The organism is Pseudomonas sp. LBUM1657 (assembly GCF_059716075.1).
On the sequence record NZ_CP166799.1, the window covers coordinates 3661209 to 3686707 of the forward strand.

Annotated in this window: 14 protein-coding genes; 7 read left to right on the plus strand and 7 right to left on the minus strand. The window is 58.5% G+C overall.

Going from position 1 to position 25499, the window contains the following annotated elements; translation table 11 throughout:
* Nucleotides 1-97: 97 nt before the first annotated feature.
* Both nfuA and ACA055_RS16870 read right to left on the minus strand, forming a co-directional pair.
* Nucleotides 98-682 (minus strand): Fe-S biogenesis protein NfuA, encoded by a 585-nt coding sequence (nfuA, locus tag ACA055_RS16865; RefSeq protein WP_046048486.1) that lies wholly within the window; start codon nucleotides 680-682, stop codon nucleotides 98-100.
* Nucleotides 683-986: 304 nt separating this feature from the next.
* Nucleotides 987-3281 carry a fatty acid cis/trans isomerase gene (locus ACA055_RS16870; protein WP_497679680.1) on the minus strand — a complete coding sequence of 765 codons (2295 nt, stop codon included), beginning with the start codon at nucleotides 3279-3281 and terminating at the stop codon, nucleotides 987-989.
* A 155-nt stretch (nucleotides 3282-3436) separates the two neighbouring features.
* Here ACA055_RS16870 and metH point away from each other — a divergent pair, with 155 nt between their 5' ends.
* Nucleotides 3437-7147: a methionine synthase gene (gene metH / locus ACA055_RS16875; RefSeq protein WP_497679681.1), complete on the plus strand. Its 3711-nt coding sequence runs from the start codon at nucleotides 3437-3439 to the stop codon at nucleotides 7145-7147.
* A 174-nt stretch (nucleotides 7148-7321) separates the two neighbouring features.
* Complete coding sequence (locus ACA055_RS16880) at nucleotides 7322-7540, plus strand: DUF2970 domain-containing protein (protein WP_497679682.1); 219 nt, start codon at nucleotides 7322-7324, stop codon at nucleotides 7538-7540.
* A 6-nt stretch (nucleotides 7541-7546) separates the two neighbouring features.
* Here the strand turns inward: ACA055_RS16880 and ACA055_RS16885 are convergent, their stop codons facing one another.
* Complete coding sequence (locus ACA055_RS16885; RefSeq protein ID WP_497679683.1) at nucleotides 7547-8632, minus strand: ABC transporter substrate-binding protein; 1086 nt, start codon at nucleotides 8630-8632, stop codon at nucleotides 7547-7549.
* Nucleotides 8633-9156: 524 nt separating this feature from the next.
* On the opposite strand from ACA055_RS16885, the gene ACA055_RS16890 reads away from it, so the two are divergent.
* Nucleotides 9157-10815, plus strand: coding sequence for a nitrite/sulfite reductase (locus ACA055_RS16890; protein ID WP_497679684.1), 1659 nt, complete (start codon nucleotides 9157-9159; stop codon nucleotides 10813-10815).
* Nucleotides 10799-11293 carry a DUF934 domain-containing protein gene (locus ACA055_RS16895; RefSeq protein WP_497679685.1) on the plus strand — a complete coding sequence of 165 codons (495 nt, stop codon included), beginning with the start codon at nucleotides 10799-10801 and terminating at the stop codon, nucleotides 11291-11293. The genes ACA055_RS16890 and ACA055_RS16895 overlap by 17 nt, the downstream gene beginning before the upstream one ends.
* Nucleotides 11294-11327: 34 nt before the next feature.
* Here ACA055_RS16895 and ACA055_RS16900 read toward each other — a convergent pair whose 3' ends face one another.
* From ACA055_RS16900 to sohB, 3 genes are all read right to left on the minus strand, one after another.
* A complete protein-coding gene (locus tag ACA055_RS16900) occupies nucleotides 11328-15251 on the minus strand; it encodes a dermonecrotic toxin domain-containing protein (protein WP_497679686.1) in 3924 nt (1307 codons plus the stop codon).
* Between the two features lie 170 nt (nucleotides 15252-15421).
* Nucleotides 15422-20269 (minus strand): NEL-type E3 ubiquitin ligase domain-containing protein, encoded by a 4848-nt coding sequence (locus tag ACA055_RS16905; protein WP_497679687.1) that lies wholly within the window; start codon nucleotides 20267-20269, stop codon nucleotides 15422-15424.
* 184 nt (nucleotides 20270-20453) lie between these two features.
* Nucleotides 20454-21476 (minus strand): protease SohB, encoded by a 1023-nt coding sequence (gene sohB / locus ACA055_RS16910; protein ID WP_497679688.1) that lies wholly within the window; start codon nucleotides 21474-21476, stop codon nucleotides 20454-20456.
* A 203-nt stretch (nucleotides 21477-21679) separates the two neighbouring features.
* Here sohB and ACA055_RS16915 point away from each other — a divergent pair, with 203 nt between their 5' ends.
* From ACA055_RS16915 to ACA055_RS16925, 3 genes are all read left to right on the plus strand, one after another.
* Entirely contained in the window at nucleotides 21680-22390 is a 711-nt protein-coding gene (locus ACA055_RS16915) for a histidine phosphatase family protein (RefSeq protein ID WP_497679689.1), read from the plus strand.
* A gap of 64 nt (nucleotides 22391-22454) precedes the next feature.
* Nucleotides 22455-22769: an SCP2 sterol-binding domain-containing protein gene (locus ACA055_RS16920; RefSeq protein ID WP_497679690.1), complete on the plus strand. Its 315-nt coding sequence runs from the start codon at nucleotides 22455-22457 to the stop codon at nucleotides 22767-22769.
* Nucleotides 22770-23064: 295 nt separating this feature from the next.
* Nucleotides 23065-24912 (plus strand): amidohydrolase, encoded by a 1848-nt coding sequence (locus ACA055_RS16925; protein ID WP_497684434.1) that lies wholly within the window; start codon nucleotides 23065-23067, stop codon nucleotides 24910-24912.
* Between the two features lie 47 nt (nucleotides 24913-24959).
* Here the strand turns inward: ACA055_RS16925 and ACA055_RS16930 are convergent, their stop codons facing one another.
* Nucleotides 24960-25187 carry a hypothetical protein gene (locus ACA055_RS16930; RefSeq protein ID WP_497679691.1) on the minus strand — a complete coding sequence of 76 codons (228 nt, stop codon included), beginning with the start codon at nucleotides 25185-25187 and terminating at the stop codon, nucleotides 24960-24962.
* Between the last annotated feature and the right edge of the window lie 312 nt (nucleotides 25188-25499).

Consider the following 25499-nt stretch of genomic DNA (forward strand, 5'->3'; position numbering starts at 1 on the left):
GGAGCGGGCTTGCTCGCGAAGGCGTCAGTGAATTTCACCCATAAAAAAACGGCGCTCACGGGGCGCCGTTTTTTTATGGTTGCAGCGAACACCTTACTTAGTAGTAGGCGTTTTCTTTCTGCGTGTGGTCGGTGACGTCGCGAACACCCTTGAGCTCGGGAATACGCTCAAGCAAGGTGCGTTCGATGCCTTCGCGCAAAGTGACGTCTGCCTGGCCGCAGCCCTGGCAACCGCCGCCGAACTTCAGAACGGCAATGCCGTCTTCGACCACATCGATCAGGCTGACCTGACCGCCGTGGCTCGCGAGCCCCGGGTTGATCTCGGTCTGCAGGTAGTAGTTGATGCGCTCGTTGATCGGGCTGTCGGCATTGACCATCGGTACTTTGGCGTTTGGCGCCTTGATGGTCAGCTGGCCGCCCATGCGGTCGGTGGCATAGTCGACTACCGCGTCGTCCAGGAAGGCTTCGCTGAACGAATCGATATAAGCAGTGAAGCTTTTGAGCCCCAGCGCCGTGTCTTCCGGTTTTTCTTCGCCCGGCTTGCAATAGGCAATGCAGGTTTCGGCGTACTGGGTGCCAGGCTGGGTGATAAAGACGCGGATGCCGATGCCTGGGGTGTTCTGCTTGGAGAGCAGATCAGCCAGATAATCGTGGGCGGCGTCGGTAATGGTAATAGCGGTCATGGAAACTCCTCGCAGGCTTGGGCGCAGTTTACGCCAATCATCGCGCGGCACAAAGTCCTAGTATTTTTGTCGGGTTAGAGCCGGCTTGCCACGATAGGACGATTCCCCGCCAATCCAGACTTTTGTCGACCGTCTTATAAAGCCAACAATAGCTACCGATCACCGCAGATCCCTGTGGGAGCGGGCTTGCTCGCGAAGAGGCCATTACATTCAGCACAGATGTTGGCTGATCGATCGCCTTCGCGAGCAAGCCCGCCCCCACAGTGGATTGGCGGCGCTACCAAGACTGGGGCAGCCGCCGCCATCAAAGATTCTCGTAGCGGTTCATGTCCAGCACGCCCTCTTCCACCGGATCAGTCTCGTGGATGTACCGGCTCAGGTCATGGAAGTAAAACCAGAACTGCGGATGGCTGCGGCGTATGCCCCAGCGCTCGACGATTTTCTCGAAGCGGTGGGCGTCCTTGGCGTTTTCCATGGCGTCCACGAACGCCGGCACTTGTTCGGCGGGAATGTTGAACATGAAGTTCGGATAGCTGCTGAGTACGCCCGGAAAAAGGGTGAGGGTGTCGAGCCCCGGCTGAAAACGCAGCGACTCACCGAGCAGGAACGCGACGTTGCTGTGGGCGCGGTTGCGCAGCAGGCTGTAGACCTCGCGTTTGCCGCTCGTGGTTTCGATGCGCAACATCGTCGCTTCCGGCAACTGCTCGATGACCTTCAACCCGGCGGCCGGGCGTGACGTCAGGCGACTCAGGGCCTGTTCGGCACGCTGCCACGCCGGATCGATGTTCGGCCGCGAGCAGTAAGCGCCGTCGCAGCGATTGATCGGATCAGGCTTCGCATTGAGGTCGCCGTAACGGGCCAGCAACTGCTGGGCGAAGTCGTGTTTTGGGTCCTTTTCGTCGAGTTTCAGCGCCGTCGGTTTGTCATTGTCGATGGACTCGTAATCCAGCCACATCTTGAATTTGCCGCCACTCTGGTACCAATCGTCGAGGTAGTTATCCCTGGAGTCGGCGGGCATCAGGCGCAGGAAGTTCTGCTCGGCACCGTTGCGGATCAGGTCGAAGTACAGGCGTGTCTGCGCCTGATGGGAGACATTACCGAACACGTCGAAGTTGACCGCCAATTGATAGTAGGTGCGCTCCAGCAGCGGGAAGTCGAACAGCCACATGGTCTGCGGCACCTCGCCGATCAGGCCCTTGTTCACCGAGGCACTGTCGAAGTGCCGGAAAATACTCAGCAAAGCGTTGTCGTTACCGGCCCACAACGTCGACCAGCTCGGCGCGGGCGCATCGGCGTAACTGTCACGGCGCAGCGCCTCGTACTCGTTTCGCTTGTCACGGTAGTTGTGCCACAGGCTCAGGACGCTGCCGACGTCGTCGTTCTGCCCCGGCATCGCCAGCAACGGCGTGGCCTGGCCACGGTAGTTCGGGTCGGTAATATAGAGGTCGTGTTCCGGCGCCTGGAACAGCGCCCAGAAGTTGTCGCGGATCACATCGGTGGCGATCTGGCCACGGCACACCGGGCCGCGAATGAAGGTGCGCACGAAGTATTCGGCGTTATCGAGCATGAACTGGTAACGCGCTTGGGCCGGGATCGCCTCGAATGTGATGAACGGATTGGCCCGGTGGTCCGGTCCGTAACCCGGTAACGCAGTGACCTGCCAATTGCCGTTGTAGAACAGGCTTTTGATTCGCGCCATCTTCGGCGCACTCAGAGGATAGGTGATGTGGGTTTTGTGCACGATCACGCCTTGCACCGGCCACAAACGGTAATAAATCCGGGTGCCTGGATCGTCATCCGGGCGACGGGTGTTGATCAGGTCAATAGGCTGGCCGGTCGGTGTGCGCGAACGCACCCACTGGAAGAAATGCCCCGGCTCGCCGTCCTTGAAGTAGAGGTGCGCAAGAAACCAGTGCTCGAACAACCAGCGCCCCACCAGGCTTTCCCGGGCGCCCGGTGCGTTGAGCAGGTTTTCCCACTGCACCACCTGCAAGGCTTCCTTCGCGCTGGGCACCAGCCCCTGCTCATCAATCGGCGCTCCTGACGCCAGCCAGCGTTGCAGCGTCTGGTATTGCTGATCGGTCAGGCCGGTGACCGCCAGCGGCATGCCCTCTTTCGGATGGGAACTGGCGTAACCGTCGAACTCCGCTGGCATCGCGCACACATTGTCCCGGTTCAGGCCCAACACGATGTCTTCAGACAGCTTGGCATTGGGTTGCAACGGGGTTTTGTGGCCCAGCTCCAGCATTCGCGCCATCAGTGCGGCCTGACTGCCTTGGGCGTCGAGCACCGAATAGAAACTCTTCTGCTGCCAGGCGCGTTTGCCGAAGGCGTCGTAAAACAATCGGGTCGGCGCCGTGGCCTGGCCGCGTTCGCCGTCGTAGACCGGCACCTTGGTCGCCCCCCGCGCCGCGCCTTCGCCACTGCCCAGATTGAGCTGACAGGCGGCGTCGTAGCAGGCATGGCAGGCCACGCACTTTTCAGTGAAGATCGGCTGTATGTCGCGACTGTAGGAAATGGCAGCAGAGATAGCCGGATCCTGCGCGGCGGCGCCCCAGCTTAAAAACAGCAGCACCATGCTGATGACGCGATAAGACATATCCCTGGTCCCGATCATGAAAAAACGCCGCGATTCTACCGGTCCGGCACTTCCGCCAACATGAGCGATATTCATGCAAAACCGTGACATGCTCTAAAAGCGCACAGGTTTGCTATTATCCCGCCCCTTCGTCATGGCCTTACCGAGTAGTCCAAATGTCCGATCGCAGCGTTCGCCTTCAAGCTCTCAAGCACGCCCTCAAAGAGCGCATCCTGATTCTCGATGGCGGCATGGGCACGATGATCCAGAGCTACAAGCTCGAGGAGCAGGATTACCGTGGCAAACGCTTCGCCGACTGGCCGAGCGATGTCAAAGGCAACAACGACCTGTTGGTGCTGACGCGCCCGGATGTGATTGGCTCAATTGAAAAGGCTTATCTGGATGCCGGCGCCGACATTCTGGAAACCAATACCTTCAACGCCACCCAGGTCTCCCAGGCCGACTACGGCATGCAGGGCCTGGCGTATGAACTCAACGTAGAAGGCGCACGCCTGGCACGCAAGGTGGCCGACGCCAAGACCCTGGAAACCCCGGACAAGCCGCGCTTCGTCGCTGGCGTGCTCGGCCCGACCAGCCGCACCTGCTCGCTGTCGCCAGACGTGAACAACCCCGGCTACCGCAACGTGACCTTTGACGAACTGGTGGAAAACTACACCGAGGCCACCAAAGGCCTGATCGAAGGCGGCGCCGACCTGATCCTGATCGAAACCATCTTCGACACCCTGAACGCCAAAGCCGCGATCTTCGCCGTGCAAGGGGTTTACGAAGAACTGGGCGTCGAGTTGCCGATCATGATTTCCGGCACCATCACCGACGCCTCCGGCCGTACCCTGTCCGGCCAGACCACCGAAGCGTTCTGGAACTCCGTGGCCCACGCCAAGCCGATTTCGGTCGGCCTGAACTGCGCCCTCGGCGCCAGCGAATTGCGCCCCTACCTGGAAGAGCTGTCGAACAAGGCCAGCACCTATGTGTCCGCGCACCCGAACGCCGGCCTGCCGAACGAATTCGGTGAGTACGACGAATTGCCGTCGGAAACCGCCAAGGTCATCGAAGAGTTCGCCCAAAGCGGCTTCCTGAACATCGTCGGCGGTTGCTGCGGCACCACGCCGGGCCACATCGAAGCCATCGCCAAGGCCGTGGCCGGCTACGCACCGCGAGAGATTCCGGACATTCCCAAGGCTTGCCGCCTCTCCGGTCTGGAACCGTTCACCATCGATCGCAGCTCGTTGTTCGTCAACGTCGGTGAGCGCACCAACATCACCGGTTCCGCCAAGTTCGCCCGCCTGATCCGCGACGACAACTACACCGAAGCCCTGGAAGTCGCCCTGCAGCAAGTCGAAGCCGGCGCCCAGGTGATCGACATCAACATGGACGAAGGGATGCTCGATTCGAAGAAGGCCATGGTGACCTTCCTCAATCTGATTGCCGGTGAACCGGACATCTCCCGCGTCCCGATCATGATCGACTCCTCCAAGTGGGAAGTGATCGAAGCCGGCCTCAAGTGCATCCAGGGCAAGGGCATCGTCAACTCCATCAGCATGAAGGAAGGCGTCGAGCAGTTCATTCACCACGCCAAATTGTGCAAGCGCTACGGTGCCGCCGTTGTCGTGATGGCCTTCGACGAAGCCGGCCAGGCCGACACCGAGGCGCGCAAGAAAGAAATCTGCAAACGCTCCTACGACATTCTGGTCAACGAAGTCGGCTTCCCGCCGGAAGACATCATCTTCGACCCGAACATTTTCGCCGTGGCCACCGGTATCGAAGAACACAACAACTACGCCGTGGACTTCATCAACGCCTGTGCCTACATCCGCGACGAACTGCCGTATGCCCTGACCTCCGGCGGTGTGTCGAACGTGTCGTTCTCGTTCCGTGGCAACAACCCGGTGCGTGAAGCGATCCACTCGGTGTTCCTGCTGTACGCGATCCGCAACGGCCTGACGATGGGTATCGTCAACGCCGGTCAGCTGGAGATCTACGACCAGATCCCGGCCGAACTGCGCGACGCCGTGGAAGACGTGATCCTCAACCGCACCCCGGAAGGCACTGACGCCCTCCTCGCCATTGCCGACAAGTACAAGGGCGATGGCAGCGTCAAGGAAGCCGAGACCGAAGAGTGGCGCAACTGGGACGTCAACAAGCGTCTGGAGCACGCGCTGGTCAAGGGCATCACCACCCACATCGTTGAAGACACCGAAGAGTCGCGTCAGTCCTTCGCCCGCCCGATCGAGGTCATCGAAGGCCCACTGATGTCCGGCATGAACATCGTCGGCGACCTGTTCGGCGCCGGCAAAATGTTCCTGCCGCAAGTGGTGAAATCCGCCCGCGTGATGAAGCAGGCCGTGGCCCACTTGATCCCGTTCATCGAACTGGAAAAGGGCGACAAACCGGAAGCCAAGGGCAAGATCCTGATGGCGACGGTCAAAGGCGACGTACACGACATCGGCAAGAATATCGTCGGCGTGGTGCTGGGCTGTAACGGCTATGACATCGTCGACCTCGGCGTGATGGTGCCGGCGGAGAAAATCCTGCAAGTGGCCAAGGAGCAGAAGTGCGACATCATCGGTTTGTCAGGTTTGATCACCCCGTCGCTGGATGAAATGGTTCACGTCGCTCGCGAAATGCAGCGTCAGGATTTCCATCTGCCGCTGATGATCGGTGGCGCGACCACGTCCAAGGCGCACACGGCGGTGAAGATCGAACCCAAGTACAGCAACGACGCGGTGATCTACGTGACCGACGCCTCCCGCGCGGTCGGCGTGGCGACCCAGTTGCTGTCCAAGGAATTGAAGCCGGCGTTCGTCGAGAAGACCCGCCTGGAATACATCGACGTGCGCGAACGGACTGCCAACCGCAGCGCCCGCACCGAGCGCCTGAGCTATCCGGTCGCGATCGCCAAGAAGCCACAGTTTGACTGGAGCGCCTACGAGCCGGTCAAACCGACTTTCACCGGCTCCAGAGTGCTGGACAATATTGACCTGAAGGTTTTGGCCGAGTACATCGACTGGACGCCGTTCTTTATTTCCTGGGACCTGGCCGGCAAATTCCCGCGCATCCTCCAGGACGAAGTGGTCGGTGAAGCCGCCACCGCGCTGTACGCCGATGCCCGGGAAATGCTCGCCAAACTGATTGACGAGAAGCTGATCAGCGCCCGTGCCGTGTTCGGCTTCTGGCCGGCCAATCAGGTGCGCGACGATGACATCGAGGTCTACGGCGATGACGGCAAGCCATTGGCCAAGCTGCATCACCTGCGCCAGCAGATCATCAAGACCGATGGCAAGCCGAACTTCTCCCTAGCCGACTTCGTGGCACCCAAGGACAGCGAAATCACCGACTACGTGGGTGGCTTCATCACCACCGCCGGGATCGGTGCCGAAGAAGTGGCCAAGGCGTATCAGGATGCTGGCGACGATTACAACTCGATCATGGTCAAAGCCCTGGCCGACCGCCTGGCCGAAGCGTGCGCCGAGTGGCTGCACCAGCAGGTGCGTAAAGAATACTGGGGCTATGCCAAGGACGAGACCCTCGACAACGAGGCGCTGATCAAAGAGCAATACACCGGCATCCGCCCTGCCCCGGGCTACCCCGCGTGCCCGGATCACACCGAGAAAAGCACGCTGTTTGCCCTTCTCGACCCTGAAGCCAGCGAAATGAAGGCCGGGCGCAGCGGCGTGTTCCTCACCGAGCATTACGCGATGTTCCCGGCAGCGGCGGTCAGCGGCTGGTACTTCGCTCACCCGCAGGCGCAGTACTTCGCCGTGGGCAAGATCGACAAGGACCAAGTGCAGAGCTATACCTCGCGCAAAGGTCAGGAACTGAGCGTGACCGAGCGCTGGCTGGCGCCGAACCTGGGTTACGACAACTAATCCCAGGCGACACTCGGACAAGTGTGGGAGCGGGCTTGCCGCGAAGGGGTCCTATCAGTCGCCATCATCGTCAACTGACAGTCCGCTTTCGCGAGCAAGCCCGCTCCCACATTTGATTTGTGCATGCCGTGGATTGTCTATGCTTACGACTCACACATGCGTGACGAGGGGTGTATGGACGATCCAGTCGATAACAAGCCGCCGACGTTCTGGCAGATGCTGCACAGCGTGATGGCGGCGGCGTTCGGGGTGCAAAGCGGGAAGAACCGGGCCCGGGATTTCACTCACGGCAAGCCCAGTCATTTCGTGATTCTGGGGATTCTGTTCACGGCGGTGTTTGCCCTGACGCTGTTCGGCATCGTCAAACTGGTGCTGCTTCTGGCCGGAATCTGAATCGGATCAGTGCATCAGGGTTTGCAGGCTGAACGGGTAGCGATACGACGTCGGTCGCCCCTTGGCCGAGAGCTTGTGAAAATCCACGCCGTAATTCTGCGTGACGCCCATCGTCAACAGGCGCCTGGCCTGTGCGTGATTAATCAGTTGCAACAACGGGATCTGCCGGTCTCGACCGCCGTACTGGCTGATGTCCACGCCCTGGTCGTAGTCATGCAACTGCACCACCGCCCAGCCACCCAGGCTGAAATGCCCGCCCAACAGCACGCTCAAGCGTTTATCCAGCAACGCCTGTAACGCAGCAGGTGAAGTGTTGATGGCGCCAAACAGCGCGTCCTTGCCAGACTTGCCGCCGGTCTCGTCATACGCCTGCATGGCGCCGAACGCCATTTCATCATTGGCCGACCAGACCAACGAGGCCTGGGGGTAGCGCTTGAACAACAGTTTGGCCTGTTCGTAGGCTCGCTCACGTGTCCAGCCGCCATACACCAACTGCCGCAAACGCACTTCAGGATGCTCGGCCAATGCCCGCATCATGCCCTTCTCACGCAACTGCGCGGCCGGGGTGATCTTCAAACCGGAAAAAGCCAGCAACTCAATCACCTGACCGGCAGCGACCGGACGATGCAGACGGATCAGCTCCTTGAGCATCAAGTAGCCGCCCTCCTCATCGTTGGGCACCAGGCTGCCCAGCCAGTCGGGGTATTTATCGGGGCGCGAGCCGAGTAGCCTGATCTGATCCGCGGTCAGGGCGTTGTTGACCATGAACAGCTTTACGCCACTGCCGTGAGCCAGGCGCAGGATTTCCGGCGCGACGGACTGTTCGTTGACGAACACCAGATAGTCGGGCCGGTCTGGCCCTTGCAAAGCTTCGCGAGCGTGCTTGACGGTGGTTTCAGTCACTCGGTCGGCATACTGAATGCGCAGATCCATGCCCAGGTCGTTGGCCGCGGCCTGCATGAATTGCGAGTAGCTGACCCAAAAAGCTTCCCTGGTGGTGCCCGGATTCAGGAACAACACCGACGCCGCTTGGGCACAAGGTGTCATGACCGAGCCCAGCGTCAGCAAGACACCACAGAAAAACTTCAACATTGATCGTCCGAGCCCCCGGAAATTCGCCGCGCATTATAGCCAGCGAACTCCCGTAAAACGGCGTTTATTCCGGTTTTTGTCCGACAATCGTCGGAACAGGGCCCGGACGGGGTCGGTTACTGATGGCTGACCCAGAATACTGCTGTGCCTACGACCAGAATGATCAGAAACAGAATGGCCCACGCATCGACCGTACTGTCAGGCTTTGTAGCTTTGGTAGGGTTGCTCATTGCATCGCCTCTTGTCGGTTTTATCGGTGATTGCATAAAGACTCGACCACAGTAAAGACGACGATTGCCCGCACTACAAATACGGGTTTAGTAATAACGGTTCTCGTTAGTCGTTTTGGTTCTTTACATATACTCAAACATCACTTTTGCGCATATCCACAAACTGGTATCTTGCCCCGGCTCCGTAGGGAGTGCGCGGCCGTGCGCGCAGAATTGCCGAGGCAGTATCGGAGACTTCAGCAAGCGAAAAACGCAACTGGATCCGACCGGCCCAAGCCTGAGAACAGGACTTATATGTACGTATACGACGAGTACGATCAGCGGATCATCGAGGACCGCGTCAAGCAGTTCCGTGATCAGACCCGACGCTATCTGGCAGGCGAGCTGAGCGAAGAAGAATTCCGCCCTCTGCGCCTGCAAAATGGCCTTTACATCCAGCGCTTCGCGCCGATGTTGCGGGTGGCGGTGCCTTACGGCCAACTGACTTCGCGCCAGACGCGAATGATGGCCAAGATTGCCCGTGACTACGACAAGGGCTATGCCCACATCAGTACCCGGCAGAACGTGCAGTTCAACTGGCCGGCGCTGGAAGACATCCCGGACATCCTGGCTGAGCTGGCCACCGTGCAGATGCACGCGATCCAGACCAGTGGCAACTGCCTGCGCAACGTCACCACCGACCAGTTCGCCGGTGTCGCCGCAGACGAGCTGATCGATCCGCGCCCATGGTGCGAGATCGTCCGCCAGTGGACGACGTTCCACCCGGAATTCGCCTACCTGCCGCGTAAATTCAAGATTGCGATCAACGGTTCGACATCTGACCGTGCCGCCATCGAAGTCCATGACATTGGCCTCGAGCCGGTGCACAACGCCGCTGGCGAACTGGGTTTCCGGGTGCTGGTCGGTGGCGGCCTCGGCCGTACGCCAGTGGTAGGCGCATTCATCAATCAGTTCCTGCCATGGCAAGACCTGTTGAGCTACCTCGACGCCATCCTGCGGGTCTACAACCGCTACGGCCGTCGTGACAACAAGTACAAGGCGCGGATCAAGATTCTGGTCAAGGCCCTGACGCCTGAAGTCTTCGCGCAGAAAGTCGACGCGGAAATGGAACACCTTCGCGGTGGCCAGACCACGCTGACCGAAGCAGAAGTGCATCGCGTCGCCAAACACTTCGTCGACCCGGACTACAAGGTTCTGGATAACCAGTCCGCCGAACTGGCCGATCTCGACAAGGAGCACCCGGGCTTCGCCCGCTGGCGCACCCGCAATACCCTGGCCCACAAGAAGCCGGGTTACGTGGCCGTGACCCTGTCCCTGAAGCCGACCGGCGTTGCACCGGGCGACATCACCGACAAGCAACTCGATGCCGTGGCCGACCTGGCCGATCGTTACAGCTTCGGTCAGCTGCGCACCTCTCACGAGCAGAACATCATTCTGGCCGACGTCGAACAGAGCCAGTTGTTCGCGATGTGGGGCGAATTGCGTGAGCAAGGCTTCGCCACGCCGAACATCGGTTTACTGACCGACATCATCTGCTGCCCGGGTGGCGATTTCTGCTCCCTGGCCAACGCCAAGTCGATCCCGATTGCCGAATCGATCCAGCGTCGCTTCGAAGACCTGGACTACCTGTTCGACATCGGTGAACTCGACCTGAACATCTCCGGTTGCATGAACGCCTGTGGTCACCACCACGTCGGCCATATCGGCATCCTCGGGGTGGACAAGAAAGGCGAAGAGTTCTACCAGGTTTCCCTCGGCGGTAGCGCCAGTCGCGACGCCAGCCTGGGCAAGATCCTCGGCCCGTCCTTTGCCCAGGACGCCATGCCTGACGTGATCGAAAAGCTGATCGACGTGTACATCGAGCAACGTACCGAAGACGAGCGTTTCATCGACACCTATCAGCGTATTGGCATCGACCTCTTCAAGGAGCGCGTCTATGCAGCGAATAATTAAGAACAACGAGGTCGTCGACGAAACCTGGCACCTGTTGCCCAAGGACTTCAACATCGACGAGATCAGCAACTGCGACGATTACATCGTCCCGTTGCAGCTATGGCGCGAACACAGCCGTATGCTCAAGGCTCGCGACGGCGGTCTGGGCGTGTGGCTGGACGCCGATGAAGAAGCCGAAGAAATCGGTGACGACGTGGATGAATTCAAGGTGATTGCCTTGAACTTCCCGGCTTTCACCGACGGTCGCAACTACTCCAACGCCCGCCTCCTGCGTGACCGTTATGGTTTCAAAGGCGAACTGCGGGCGATCGGCGATGTGCTGCGCGACCAGCTGTTCTACCTGCATCGCTGCGGTTTCGATGCTTTTGCGATACGCCCCGATAAAGACCCGTACGAAGCCCTCGAAGGCCTCAAGGACTTCTCGGTGACCTATCAGGCCGCCACTGACGAACCGCTGCCGCTGTTCCGTCGCCGCTGATCGTGATGCCTGAACCCCTGCGGGGGTTCAAGGCTCACCTCCCTCCTACCGTTAAAATGATGTCGACAGGAAACGGGCGCCCCATGGCTACCCAGTCCCTGTAGAGACGAGCACGATCTTCCAGCGTCGAAAAGACCGCGAAAGGGTTTTGCGCGTCAGCTTCTGTCATTTCAACATCTTGCAGCAAACGCCCCACCAACTCCGGGAACGCATCCGCGTCTTCCAGAAGTCGCCACACCCTTGCCTGTAACGCCAGGTAGTCGACCCGAAAATCCGCAGTCAAGGTCATGCCGTCGATGGTTCTCAAAAACCGACTGGCATGCGGCCTGGCGGCCAACCTCTGCCAAATCAGACGCCTTGCCGCTTGCTGCGCCGCCTCGCTCTCGCGCAACCATATTTCGGCATCGCCATATCCGGGGCCGGGCTCGCTCAACCACAGATTGATGCCGGTTTTCTGCCGGTGGCTCACAAGACGCAACAAGCTATCCTCGTCCGTAATCTCGTTGCCCCAGAGCAGAACCCGATTCCTGGCAATGGCCTGGTTCAGGACCGGCTGGGGGATCCGGGCAATCCCGTTATCGCGCAAATCCAGCAGGGTCAGGTAAGGCTGATCCATGATCCCGACCGGGCATCGGGTGATTCGGGTATTTCTCAGGTTCAGTGTCCGCAACTTGTTCATCCCCAACACTACCGGAGCAGTCTCCAAGGGGTTTTCGCTCAGGTCGAGTGCCTCCAGATCGACTAAATCGCATAGTCGCCCCGCGGTGTCTTCCCGCAACGTGAGCTCAGTCGATTTGAGGTTCAGGGAGGTGAGATGACGCATTCGCGGTATGGCCAACGGCAAGGCGCTTTCCAGTTCATCGTTGATCGTGGGCAGGCGAAGATCGACAAGCTCCAGGTTCAAAGTGCGCAGGTTCGGGAAAGCCTCAAGGAATCCATTAAGGCCTTCACGTTCAATGACGGATAAGCCGCGCATGGACAGTTCGACAACCTCGTCAAACCGAATGTTGAGCACAGGTAATCGGTGGTAATCCTCAAACGCCATATCCAGTTTGAAACCGGAAAACTGCCCGTCTGTATAGACGCGGTTTTCTTGCGGAGCCCACTTCTGCCAGATGGATGTCAGTTCGTCAGCCAGCTCGGTTCTGGTCGTGCGCTCGTACTCCATGGTGTCGCGCAGCAGGTCGACGTTATGCGCCGCAATTTGTGCGGGAGTCATACCCGCTGCCTCGACATCACCGAGCGCGAGAAAGGGAACATCCATCTCATCGATGTCCAGCGCCACCAGATCGATCCAGCCGGTCAAGTCAGCATTAAGTTGCAGCAGTTGCTGCTTCAACCTGTCGATGTGCGCCTGCGCCTCGGCACCGAAACGCTGGAGCATCTCATCGGCCTCGACGTTGGAAAAATCCGGGTAAACGTCCTTGAGCTGCAGCCTCATCATCTGCTGCGTCAACGCCTCCGCTTGAAATGTCCCCGGAAAACCACCACCCCGGAGCCCCTGCGCTTCGAAGGGCAACCCTGAATCCATTCGGCCGAGTCCCAGGACGAGTTCGGCGCGGGGCAATGCGTGATTGCCGACTTTCAACTTCAAGTCGCCGGCCTGATCCATGGACTGCAACTGCAATGTCGAACGTTCATCCTCGGACAGGACGCCGACAATGGCATCGCAGAAGTCTGTTCGCTTAATGGCCTGGGTTGACGCATCAAAGTGCTGGTAAAAGTCGCCGACCTTGAACAGACGTCGACAATCCGCCACGTCAAGCGGCCCACACCGGTCCAGCACCCGACCATAATGCGGACCGTCGAGCACTTCGATTCGCAGGCCTCTGGGCCACCCCGGAAGATTGTTGAGCGAATGCAAGATCAGCGTGTCCGACTCGGGATTGACCATCGACCGCAGATAAAGGCCCTCATAGGCCCGATTGAGTCGCACATGCTGCTGGTACTGGCGGGCTTTGCTGTCCAGTTGCTTGAACAGTTGCCGCGCTTCGGCGACGTCCGGCTGCACTGTGAAGTCCACGCCATATCGGTCGAGCATTTGCTCCACTGCGCTTTTAGGCAGGCCAGGGTATTGCCGTTGAAACAACCGGACCCATTCATTTTCCGATTGCTGAAGTGCCTCGTAGCGGCTGTTGAATAAATGGACTCGCTCCGTTTGCAGCCGGTCGATGACATCACCCACCTCTTGATCGATCCTGAAGCGGCTGATGGTATCGGCCAGCAGCGGCGTCGGCGGGCGCCCGACCTGCATCAAGCGCAGCGTGTCGTCATCGACCACGCAGACCTTGCCGATCTGTGCGAGCACCTCATCACTGAAGGAGGCAACCGGCGTTCCTAATCCGCGCAGAAGGCTCACGCGAGTCTGCACAACCGGGATCGATTGCACGGGCGCGGTGATCGGGTCGACAGGAAGAAGGATCCTAGATTCGTCAGGACCGGGCTCCGACTTCGTCAGTACAGCCGCATCGGCGCCTTCGCTTTCCAGCGTAGCGGCAGCCCCGATCAGCGGCAGTGCATTGAGCAAGCCAAACACCGTGCGTGTGACCCCTTCTGAGCGGTTACTCGCGGTTTCGCCGTTTACCGCCTGATCCAGCCCGTAACCTGCGTCAATGAGACCGGCGAGAGCCAGAACCCCCTCCCCTCCGGGTACAAACAACGCCAACGGCCCGAACCGGTTGACCCACTGCACGATCGGCTCTATCACAGCACTCAAATTGTCACGATTGACCTGGGCGTCATCGCGGATGGTTTTCACGCTGGCCCAGGCAGCCTGCTTCATGGTCAGAACCAGTTGTGCGAAGGGGTCGGTTTTCGATGGCGGGTATTCAAAGCCAATGTAGTCGGCAGGCTCCCAATAGCCGTCATTGTTGAAAAACCCGGCCTCTTTGGTCAGCCGGTGTTCCATCGGATAAATCGCCATGCCGTCCAGTGCCGTCAGCACACCGGCATGAAAGGTTCCGTCCTCACGATCTTCGTCCGCAAAATGAGCAGCCAGCGACTGCTTGGTATCGGCAACCCGCGCCTGTCCCACAATCCATTGCTGCAACTGGCGACTATCGGTGAATTCATGCAGTGGCGAAGAATTGCCAGGGATATACAGAAGCACTCGGGCGCTTTGCCGGTCACGAAAGCCCCAGACCTCCTGCGCTGTGTAACGATATAGCTTCAGGCGACCAGCCTCGACCGAAGGCGGAATCAGTATCGCCGCTTGCAACTGCTCGCCCGTCAACGTTTCCCAAACCTGATCGGCAGGCAGCCCCGCCGCCAACATCGCCAGCTCCAGGCCTTTTTGAGACAGACAGTTTTCCTGGTGCTGCAGCATGGCGGCCATGACAAAAGCGGCCTTGGTCGACGTCCTCAATGCGTAAGGCTTGCGCACGAGCAGTTCGGCATCCGACGGCCAGGTTCGATCCAGATAAGCCTGGTACAGGCTCTGAAGGTCCAGCTCCCAGACCCATCGCTTGAAGTCGGATGGCCTTAGATGGCGTTGAGTGGACGGTGCATAGGATGGCGGGGCCGCCTGACGATAGATGCCTTCATACGTGTCGTGATTGCCGCTGCCTTGGTAGGCAAATTCCTCAACCTTTTCCACGATGCGCACGGTCGGACCGATGTCAGGTGGCGTATATAAACCAAACAGGTTCTCACCGAAGCGCCCATCACCCACGGTCTGATAATTGGCCAGCAGCGCTTGCAAAAGGGATTGGGAGCTTGCCACTTGTCCCTGATGGATGCCGTTCTGTGCGGGGTGTCCATGGTAGTTGTAGTGCAGCGTGACCAGATGGTCGGTCCGCGGCTCGATATCGGTGCCCCATTTTTCCTTGATCAAGCGTTCACCAAACTGCTCAGGGGTTTGGGGCAACGCGGTTTCCACGACATGCCTGAGTTCGTCATGCCCGAGCAAGACTGGTGTTGAACCCGAAACAGCGGCGTCCTTGTGGGAGAGGTCGATCATGATGCATTCCATTGCAAGCAGTGAGGAACACCAACATAACCAGTCTCGGTTCAATCGTAAGCGGGAAATATCGCCAAATGATCGGGGAGAATTCGTAAAGCCGAGAAGGCATCGGCGATAAATAAAAAAAACCGGGAAGAACCCGGTTTTTTAACGTCGTCGTAACGTAATCAGGAGGCAATCACCGCGCCATCGTTAGCACCAGTCAGCTCAGGGGCAGGATTGCGCACTAATGCCTGGGACGTGAGCTGCTTGAGCAACTCCCGACGTTCGTTCTTGAAATTCTGGACGACGGCATTCATGCGCTCAGCGGCGACCTCCCGTGAGAGTTCGACTTGCCCCTCCAGTTGTGCGAAGGCCCGTGCACCCCGATCAGAGACAGCAGCGAATTGATCACGGTGGGACGCCTCCAGATACTCGACCCAAAACTCCTGAGTGGTGATCCACTCAAGCAACGCGCTGGTACGCTCCGTTTTCAGAACGTCCTGATACGCCAGATCCAGGTTCGCCGGGGAAACCTCCACACTCCATCGGGTGCTCACCTCCCTCGGCTGCGCCGGCAAGTTCAAGCGTTCGGCCAAGCCTACGCGATAGACCAGACTGATCTCGAGGGCATGCTCGTAGATTTTCCACTGTGCGCCGGCGCGTGTGTTGATATCAACCAATGCCAATACTTCGACTCTGTGCAAACGGAACAGCCCCCTCAACAGAGTCATGAGTTGCTGCTCCAGAGGCGCCACACCGGTAGAGGCCGCCGCCATGGCCCGGAAACACAACACCTGCACTTCCATCTCACTGAACAGTGCTGAATACCCATCAACACTGACCCGCCCGCCGCGGGCCGTACGAAACAAGGAACGTCGCAAGTGCTCATCTTCGGCGGCCGCCTCCAGAACGTTCCAGACCCGCTCGCTGAAGTGCATGTAAAGATGTTTGAAATCGGCCGAATCACGCAGGTGCGAGAGCACTTTGAAAAAATCACGAGAGCCCGCAGAGGCGTGCAACGAGTTCCACAAAGCCCGCTGGGGCAACGATTCGGTCGTGGTTTTGCCTGTCAGCCAAGGAGCGAGTTGACCTTCATCGGTCACCACTGGGGCGATTTGTTGACGATAATCCGAGGCAATCACCCCAAGGCTGACACTGTTCGTTTGCTGATATGAGCCAATCTGTTCCAGAGTTTCGGATGAAAACGGGTTGCCATGAAGGTTGACGCCCCGGTTCAGCGTCACAGAGCCCTTGAAAACTTCCTCCGGAAGCCGTTTTATCCGGTTGTCACGCAGATCGAGCAGACGCAGGCTGGGTAAATCCAAGACGCCCCGGGGCCACTGATCAATCCCGGTACCGCGCAGCGTCAGCTGTTCCAGGCTTTGCAGTTTGCTGAAGTCCGGCACGCGTAAAAGGCCCGGGTTGAAATCGAGGATCAGCGTCTGTAGACCGGCCATGCCTTCCAGTTGAGTGACCGACTCTGCCGTCAGTTGAATCCGGTTGTCGCTCAGATCCAGATGAACCAGCCTGGTCATGCGCCCAACTGCCTGGGGCAACCGGGTCAGATGATTGCCGCTCAGGGACAGGCTGCGCAGATTGCTGAAGTTATGCAGAAAAGTATTCAAACCGGAGCCGGGCCCTGCGCCTTCCATGACCAGGCGATCAACATCGCTGAACTGACCGACGATCACCGGTAACTCACCCAATGGTTCTGTTGCAAACCTCAACGTCCTTGATAGCCCTTCGCCCGGCTGAACAATGTCGGGCGCCTTGCGCCAACTGCGAATGATTGCCCGCATAGCACGCAGCTTGCTGCCCTTGGTGACCTTCAGCCGCCGGCCATCGGGCGCCTGATGCCAGGTTTGCCGGCTGACCCAGCGGCTCAATACCTCCCTGATCTCAAGATACTCCAGTCTCAGCGTTTCTAGCTTCTGCAGAACCAGAATCTCATCCGTACCGAGGGCAGTCAGCAACCTCTGGATTTGTTCCGGAGAATGCATTGGATAGAGCTCCTGTGCCCGGCGCACCAGAACGTCTGTGCTGCCTCCGGTGATGGTGTGAAACGCGGCCATCGACCTGTCGGCCAATCCCATTGGTGAGGTGTAGCCAGGGCGATTGGGTTGGGCGCCAATGACCTGTGCAACAGCCGCACGCCGCTGCAAGGCCAGCTGCGTGACTTTTTCGCGCAACAGAGCCCCGGCATCATCGGGCTGCACGCCCAATGCTGCTTTACGTTGCACTGACAATCCCTGCCAGAGCGCCTGGAAGTAATGCTCACGAGTACGTTTCGCGACCGTGGTCAAGGTCCCGTCATTCCCGGCAGAGACGCTGTATCCATCAGCCAGCACGTTGATCAGCAACTGCTCCGGCGCTCGCGCTGATCCGAGAGTCGCCACTGTCCCATGACTGCCTGTCCATTCCAGGATCTGAACCAGCAGGTTATCGGACCAGCCCGGCAGATGCTCAAGGGCATCGAGCACCAGACGGTTCGTGTCGTAACCACCCCCAGTGGTGAGATACAAGCCTTCGTAAGCCCGGCTGACACGCACCAACTGCTGATAACGACGAGCTTCTTCCGCCAGCCGCAAAGGCACCTTTGCCGCATCCAGTTCGTCCCGCTCGCCAGCCACGGCGTTTTGCACCAGCTCTTCGGCGACACTGACGGGCAAATCGGCGAAATTGTCGAGCAAGACAGCAACCCGGGCATTGCTCGGTACTTCGGTGCGTTGATAGACCCGCCTGAACATTTCGACTCTTTTGCTTTCAGCTTGCTCGGCAATGATTTGCGACAATTGCTTCGCTTGGGCAACCGAGTCGGTGGTCGCCACTTTTAAAAGACTTTCACGTTGACTGTTATCAAGCGCCGTCAGCAGCGAAGTGTGGAGTTGGCCTTTGCGAAGCACGTCATGATTGAGCCGAATGGTCTTCGTAGCCGTGGACGAACCGTAAGCGCTCTCGTGCATACCTACTGCGTTGAGGGTACTGATAGCAGTGTCGCTCGGCCAGTGACTGAAGGACGTCAGCAGATGCAGTTGCAGGTCGGCGTCCGCCAGGGTGGCCGACGACGGTGCCTGCATCTGTTCGATAAAGTCAGTGACCGCCGCGTCCGCACGAAACCGTCGGACCGTATCGATCAACAATGCAGGTGGGCTGCTTCGGTCAATGTGAGCCTGGCGCAGAGCGCTGTCTTCGATCCCGCTGACGGCGATGATCTTTGTGGCGGTGATGTCCGACAGGTCATCACGGGCATAACCGAAACGGCGAAACAACGTCAATCGATCCCATTCCTGCACCAGCTCCGAGTCATGGTGCCAGGCCCCTTGATTGTTCGTTTCGAGCAACGGTGAATACGCATCTCTGGCACCGCCCGGCTCGTGCACTTCCCAAAGGTCCGTTCCAGGTTTGGGGCGTACTGCATAAAGGTTTGTATCGATGGAAAGATAAGCCTGGCCGTCGACCCAGCGCAGGCCCTGTTCATCAGGGGCGATCCCCCGAGGGACCCGCCGACTCTGGCGATACGCCGTCAGATCAGGTTTCCACAAGCGGGTCCGGGCGTCCGTCAGGCTGATCGTTCTCAGCCGTTCGATGAAACTGGATGTCCTGACGACTTTAAATGTTCGGCCGACAGCTACCGTACCCGCCGTAAAAGCCGCCATCAGAATCAGATTCTCGATCACATCAAACAGATAATCCGTGGCCTGCTCTTGCTCGCCTTTGGACCAGCTCGCGACGCCTTCATAAACCTGGGACAGTAGTTGCGCAGCGGTCACCGCCAACAACACCTGACCTACGACGGGAAGAAACGATGCGGCGACCACCGCCAGATCGAGACCGATTGCCTTGTAGGTTTCCAGCCTGGAGAGTCGGGTTTTCTCGTCTTCATCGTCCGTGGGAACAACCATGAGCCGTGCATCCGCCATGGTTTGCGCCGTGCGCTGGCGAAACATCTGCGTGAACGGATCGCCATCGAAATCGACACCGGTCAATGACACGTAGGCAGCTAGTTGCGGGAGCGGTGAGCTGCTGCGTGGATACAAACGCTGGTCAAGCGCCGTCAGAAAGTTTGCGCGATCGCCCAGCGCGAGGTGGCGCATGAAAAATTCGTAGAACCCGGCACCTTTCAATCTGCCACTCAGTTCCACTTCAAAGTTTGTGAACGACGCATACTCCTTCAGTGGGTGCAGCGGATCGCCCGGCAGATAGACCACGCAGCGGTAGTCATCATCGTCATGCTCACTGACAGGGCCGATGAACATCGCACCATTGATCGTCACGCCGAGCAGTTTCAACGCTTGGTATCCCAACGTGTTATTGCCGAGCGTGAGGGGTTTTTCATTGTTTTTCACCGACTTCAACATCCGGTGAACTTCGGGGCTGATTTGTTTTTTCATCAGTGCAATATGCCTGTCCACTTCGAAGCTATTCTGCGAGTGGGCAATACATTTGTTACGCAGCTCGCTCACTGGAGCATCAGGTTCAAACACAGACTTGAGATGAGCTTGATATTGCTTGCCCAGATCCAGTGTCCGGCACAAGGCAGCAAATTCATCGGGTTTTATCGACAGTATGTTTGCTGATCGTCCGGCAATTTTTTCCGGGATATAAATCAATGAAGTATCGTTATAGTTTTCCGGGAGTGTTTCGCTGAGTTCAAAATTTTCGCAGGCCGCGGTCAAAAGATCCCGGTCAATCGGCAGCACCAGTTTCTTGCGAAGCCCCAACAGGCTCGACGTTGACCTTACGTGCTGGAACACCACGCCCGCCACGTCAAGCGGCGTGCCCAGCTTGTCGGACATGGCCCTGGCCAACAGCGGAGCGCAGAAACCTTCCGGGGATTGAAGACGGTTCAGGAGATTATCCGCTTCACTTCTTGAGCGATGACTGGCGATTAGACTTTGATACAGTTCGTTTCGCAATTCATCCGACGCAGCCAATAACCAGGAAGGAACATTATTTTTAACAAGTTCAAAAAAGACGCCTTGCTGCTCTGGTGTTAATACAGGAATGACGTTACTGGAGGTTAAATAATACATATTAAACATCTCGAAAACTAACGAAGAGCCATCAGCTTACCGAGCATGTTTTTTAAGAAAAGCGCAAATATCGGATAAAAACACGTGAATTCGAATCAACAATCCGAACGTAAAAACTATATATATACCGCCATAAAAAATGGCCCTTCACTGCAGAGCAATGAAGGGCCAGTTATTCCAGGTCTTACCAGAACCGTTGCTGGGTCAATCGGCTCCACCAGCTCAGCAGCACACGGTCTACCGAACCGCTGGCCGCCATGCCGATGCGCTCTTGCAGGCTTTTGCGTTCGGCATAATGCAAGTGATAGACCTCGGACTTTCTGGCGCGATCGGCGAGGTACTCGTCGCTGGTCTTGAGTTCGTCCACCAGTTGCTTGTCGAGCGCGGCAACCCCGAGCCAGATTTCACCGGTGGCCACTTCATCGATGGCCAGTTGCGGGCGATAGCGAGACACAAAGTTCTTGAATAGCTGATGAGTGATGTCCAGGTCCTCCTGGAATTTCTCCCGGCCCTTCTCGGTGTTTTCGCCAAACACAGTCAGCGTGCGTTTGTATTCGCCGGCCGTCAGTACTTCGAAGTCGATGTCGTGCTTTTTCAGCAGGCGATTGACGTTGGGCAACTGAGCCACCACGCCAATCGAGCCGAGAATCGCGAACGGCGCGCTGATGATCTTCTCGCCGATGCACGCCATCATGTAGCCGCCGCTGGCAGCCACCTTGTCGATGCACACGGTCAAGGGCACACCCGCATCACGGATGCGCGCCAGTTGGGAAGACGCAAGCCCGTAGCTGTGCACCATGCCGCCACCGCTTTCCAGACGCAGCACCACTTCATCCTTGGGGGTGGCGAGGGTCAACAGCGCGGTGATTTCGTGGCGCAGGCTTTCAGTGGCCGAAGCGCGGATGTCGCCATCGAAATCCAGCACGAACACCCGTGGTTTGGCCTCGGGTTTTTTCTTCTGTTTTTTCTCGGATTTAGCCTCGACCTTGCGCAGGGCCTTGAGCTGGTCCTTGTCGAGCAAGGTTTGCTCCAGGCGTTCGCGCAGCCCTTTGTAGAAATCATTGAGTTTGCTGACCTGCAACTGGCCGGTCGACTTGCGCCGACCTTTGCTGCGCAACGCCGCAAAACTGGCCAGGACCACCAGAATGGCGATCACCAGTGTCACGGTTTTAGCCAGAAAAACTGCGTACTCGGCAAAAAACTCCACAGGGACTCCTTTATTACGATGCGCTGCAAAAACGCGCGCGGGATACCTCCAGCATACCCATGAGCCGGCCCGCCGGCCAGCCGGGAAACCTCTGGCAACAAGCCTGTAACGGGCATTTCAAACAAGCGTATGTTTTTTCATTGACAGCTCACCGTCATCCTCATAACCTCGCCAAACCTTCAACGTACCGGGATGACGCGGACGTGGGCAGCATCTATTTGATTCGACATGGCCAGGCCTCCTTTGGTGCAGACGACTATGACGTCCTGTCGCCGACCGGTGTTCGCCAGGCAGAAGTCCTCGGCCAGCACCTGGCCGGACTGGGTATCAGCTTCGATCGCTGCCTCTCGGGCGACCTGCGCCGCCAGCAACACACGGCCAACAGCGCGCTGGAACAGTTCGCCGCCGTGGGCCTGCCGGTGCCGATCCTGGAAACCGATTCCGCTTTCAACGAATTCGACGCCGACGCGGTGATCCGCGCGCTGCTGCCAGAGATGTTGCCCGACGAACCTGAAGCGCTGCACATCCTGCGCAATGCCGCACAGAATCGAAGTGAATTCCAGCGCATCTTCGCCCTGATCATCGAACGCTGGCTCGCCGGCACGTACGACACACCGGGCCTGGAAAGCTGGCTGGGGTTTGTCGAACGAGTGCAGGCCGGTCTGCACCGTATCCTGGAACAAGCCGACAACACCCAGAAAATTGCCGTGTTTACTTCCGGCGGCACCATCACTGCCCTGCTCCACCTCCTTACGCAAATGCCGGCCAAGCAGGCGTTTGAACTGAACTGGCAAATCGTCAACACCTCGCTCAACCAACTGAAGTTTCGTGGTCGCGAGGTGGCTCTGGCTTCCTTCAACAGTCATGTGCACCTGCAACTGCTGAAGGCCCCGGAACTCATCACGTTTCGCTGAGTCCGGACTATTGTGACCCTGGCTGTAATCACCCAGCTCTATTTACCCAAGAAAGGATCGAACCATGACCTCCGTAGCTGATGCCGTACAAGCAATGAAAGCCAAGTTCAACCCAGCCGCTGCTGCCGGTCTGGACCTGGTATTCGGTTTCCGCATCGACGACACCAAGAACTTCTCGCTGGTCGTCAAAGACGGCGCCTGCGAACTCAAAGAAGGCGAAAACCCGGACGCCCAAGTGACTCTGGTGATGGACGGCGAAACCCTGGAAGGCATCGTTGACGGTTCGACCGACGGCATGCAAGCGTTCATGGGCGGCAAACTGCGCGCTGAAGGCGACATGATGCTGGCGATGAAACTGTCCGAGCTGTTCCCGGCCTAAACGCGCCGCTCCCGGTCTTCGGGAGCACGCCTGGCTGCAAACGAATCCCGCCCCTCGAGGCGGGATTCGTCGTTTTCCGCCCTCGTAAAACAGCCACCTGTGGATTTGCCGTCTATATTCCTTCTGGCCGCATGCGTCAGACATCGGCCGTTTGCCCCCGATCATTTTTGCGCGGAGCACTGCCATGAGCCCACCTGACGACCACGCCGGCTTCAACCGCCGACGTGTATTGCAAGGCCTTTCGGCAGGTGCCGTCGGTGCCTGGATCAGCCCGCTACTCGCAGGGAGTAAAACCATGCCCGATGCCCCGGCCGACCTCATTCTGTACAACGGACGCCTGCACACCGTCGATCGCAAGAAACCCCAGGCCAGCGCCGTCGCGATCAAGGACGGACGCTTCGTGGTGGTCGGCAGCGATGCCCAGGCCATGGCGCTTCAAGGCCCCGGCACACAAATTATCGACCTGCACGGTCGCACGGTGATCCCCGGTCTCAACGACTCGCACTTGCACCTGATTCGCGGTGGCCTCAACTACAACCTCGAGCTGCGCTGGGAAGGCGTACCGTCACTGGTCGATGCCTTGCGCATGCTCAAGGATCAGGCGGACCGCACGCCCACGCCGCAATGGGTGCGCGTGGTGGGTGGCTGGAACGAGTTCCAGTTCGCCGAGAAGCGCCTGCCAACCCTTGATGAACTGAACAAGGCCGCCCCGGACACCCCAGTGTTCGTCCTGCATCTCTACGACCGCGCCCTGCTCAACCGCGCTGCGTTGAAAGTGGTGGGTTATACCCGCGATACGCCGAACCCGCCGGGCGGCGAGATCCAGCGCGACGCCAATGGCGACCCCACCGGCATGCTGATCGCACGGCCAAACGCGATGATTCTCTATTCGACTTTGGCCAAAGGGCCGAAGCTGCCACTGGAATACCAGGTCAACTCGACCCGCCAATTCATGCGTGAACTCAATCGCCTGGGTGTCACCAGCGCCATCGACGCCGGCGGCGGTTATCAGAATTATCCGGACGACTACCAGGTCATCCAGCAACTGGCCAAAGATCAACAGCTCACGGTACGCATTGCCTACAACCTGTTCACCCAGAAACCCAAGGAAGAACTGACCGACTTCAAGAACTGGACCAGCACCTCCCACTACGGCCAGGGCGACGACTTCCTGCGACACAATGGCGCCGGGGAAATGCTGGTGTTCTCGGCAGCAGACTTCGAAGATTTCCTTGAACCACGCCCCGACCTGCCGCAAACCATGGAGCAGGAACTGGAGCCAGTGGTGCGGCATCTGGTGGAACAACGCTGGCCATTTCGCCTGCATGCGACGTACAACGAATCGATCAGCCGCATGCTCGACGTGTTCGAGAAGGTCAACCGCGACATTCCTTTCGATGGTTTGCCGTGGTTCTTCGATCACGCTGAAACCATCACCCCGCAGAATATTGAACGGGTCAAAGCCCTGGGCGGCGGCATTGCAATTCAGGATCGCATGGCGTTCCAGGGCGAGTACTTCGTCGACCGATACGGCGCCAAAGCCGCCGAACACACCCCACCCATTGCGCGCATGCTGGCCGAAGGCATTCCGGTCGGCGCTGGCACCGACGCCACACGCGTGTCCAGCTACAACCCCTGGACGTCGATGTATTGGCTTGTCAGCGGTCGTACCGTCGGCGGTCTGGAGCTGTACCCACAAGGCTTGAGCCGCGACACCGCGCTGGAACTCTTCACCCATGGCAGCGCCTGGTTCTCCTCGGAGCAAGGCAAGAAAGGACAGATCAAAGTCGGGCAACTGGCGGATCTGATTGCGCTGTCAGCGGACTATTTCCACATCGAAGACGAAGCGGTCAAATGGATCGAATCGGTCCTGACCATTGTCGACGGCAAGATCGTCTACGGCGCCGTCGAATTCGAAAAACTCGGGCCGCCTCCAGTGCCTGTAGTGCCTGAGTGGTCACCGGTGGCCAAGGTACCGGGCCACTGGAAACCGTTGGCGCAACTGACGGCGCAGGTTCATCAATGCGTGGGCGCTTGCGCGGTGCATGCCCACAGTCATGAGCGGGCGCGGTTGTCTTCCGCGCCTGTCAGTGACTTTCAAGGGTTCTGGGGGGCGTTTGGCTGTTCGTGTTTTGCGTTTTGAAATGAAGCGCTCGGGGCGCCAAAACGGGCGCCCCACGGGGCCGTCATTCAGCGCCGATTCTTTTCGGCAGCGTCGAGCTCACTGAATATTTTTCGATATTCAGCCTGGGTCGTGCGCTTGTCTTCGATTTTCTCCGCGCTCAGTTTCGGGAGCATTTCTGTCTGCCCATCACGAGCAAACTGAACGACAAATTGTTCATGACCCAACGTCAAGAACAGCTCGTAATAATCCACCGGCACATCAGGTTCTGCAAAGGAACTATAGAGGTAACGCACTCGTTGGCTGAGTGCCGGTGGATTGCTAATCAGCGAATCAGTGTTAGTGCTACTCCAGCAATAGCCACTAGATCTTCGTTCATCTGCAGAGTGATCGGCAGCGGTTTGTTTCGCAGCATCGTCTGCCGGCTGGCTTGCATGTCCTCACCCATCAGCCGCTGGCCGTACATCCCATTGCTTAACCAGCGACCGGCGTCAAACCAGCCTTGCCCAGAACTCTACGTGCCGTAATACATGAGAAACGTAGTGGAACAGAGATACGAACCAAGACCGCAAAACACAATGACGAGTGCATAAACTCTGAATCTACGT

Bases quoted from the DNA above. Each gene is read 5' to 3' on its own strand.
- nfuA (WP_046048486.1), bottom strand. From the start codon at position 682: ATGACCGCTATTACCATTACCGACGCCGCCCACGATTATCTGGCTGAT.
- ACA055_RS16870 (WP_497679680.1), bottom strand. From the start codon at position 3,281: ATGTCTTATCGCGTCATCAGCATGGTGCTGCTGTTTTTAAGCTGGGGC.
- metH (WP_497679681.1), top strand. From the start codon at position 3,437: ATGTCCGATCGCAGCGTTCGCCTTCAAGCTCTCAAGCACGCCCTCAAA.
- ACA055_RS16880 (WP_497679682.1), top strand. From the start codon at position 7,322: ATGGACGATCCAGTCGATAACAAGCCGCCGACGTTCTGGCAGATGCTG.
- ACA055_RS16885 (WP_497679683.1), bottom strand. From the start codon at position 8,632: ATGTTGAAGTTTTTCTGTGGTGTCTTGCTGACGCTGGGCTCGGTCATG.
- ACA055_RS16890 (WP_497679684.1), top strand. From the start codon at position 9,157: ATGTACGTATACGACGAGTACGATCAGCGGATCATCGAGGACCGCGTC.
- ACA055_RS16895 (WP_497679685.1), top strand. From the start codon at position 10,799: ATGCAGCGAATAATTAAGAACAACGAGGTCGTCGACGAAACCTGGCAC.
- ACA055_RS16900 (WP_497679686.1), bottom strand. From the start codon at position 15,251: ATGATCGACCTCTCCCACAAGGACGCCGCTGTTTCGGGTTCAACACCA.
- ACA055_RS16905 (WP_497679687.1), bottom strand. From the start codon at position 20,269: ATGTATTATTTAACCTCCAGTAACGTCATTCCTGTATTAACACCAGAG.
- ACA055_RS16920 (WP_497679690.1), top strand. From the start codon at position 22,455: ATGACCTCCGTAGCTGATGCCGTACAAGCAATGAAAGCCAAGTTCAAC.
- ACA055_RS16925 (WP_497684434.1), top strand. From the start codon at position 23,065: ATGCCCGATGCCCCGGCCGACCTCATTCTGTACAACGGACGCCTGCAC.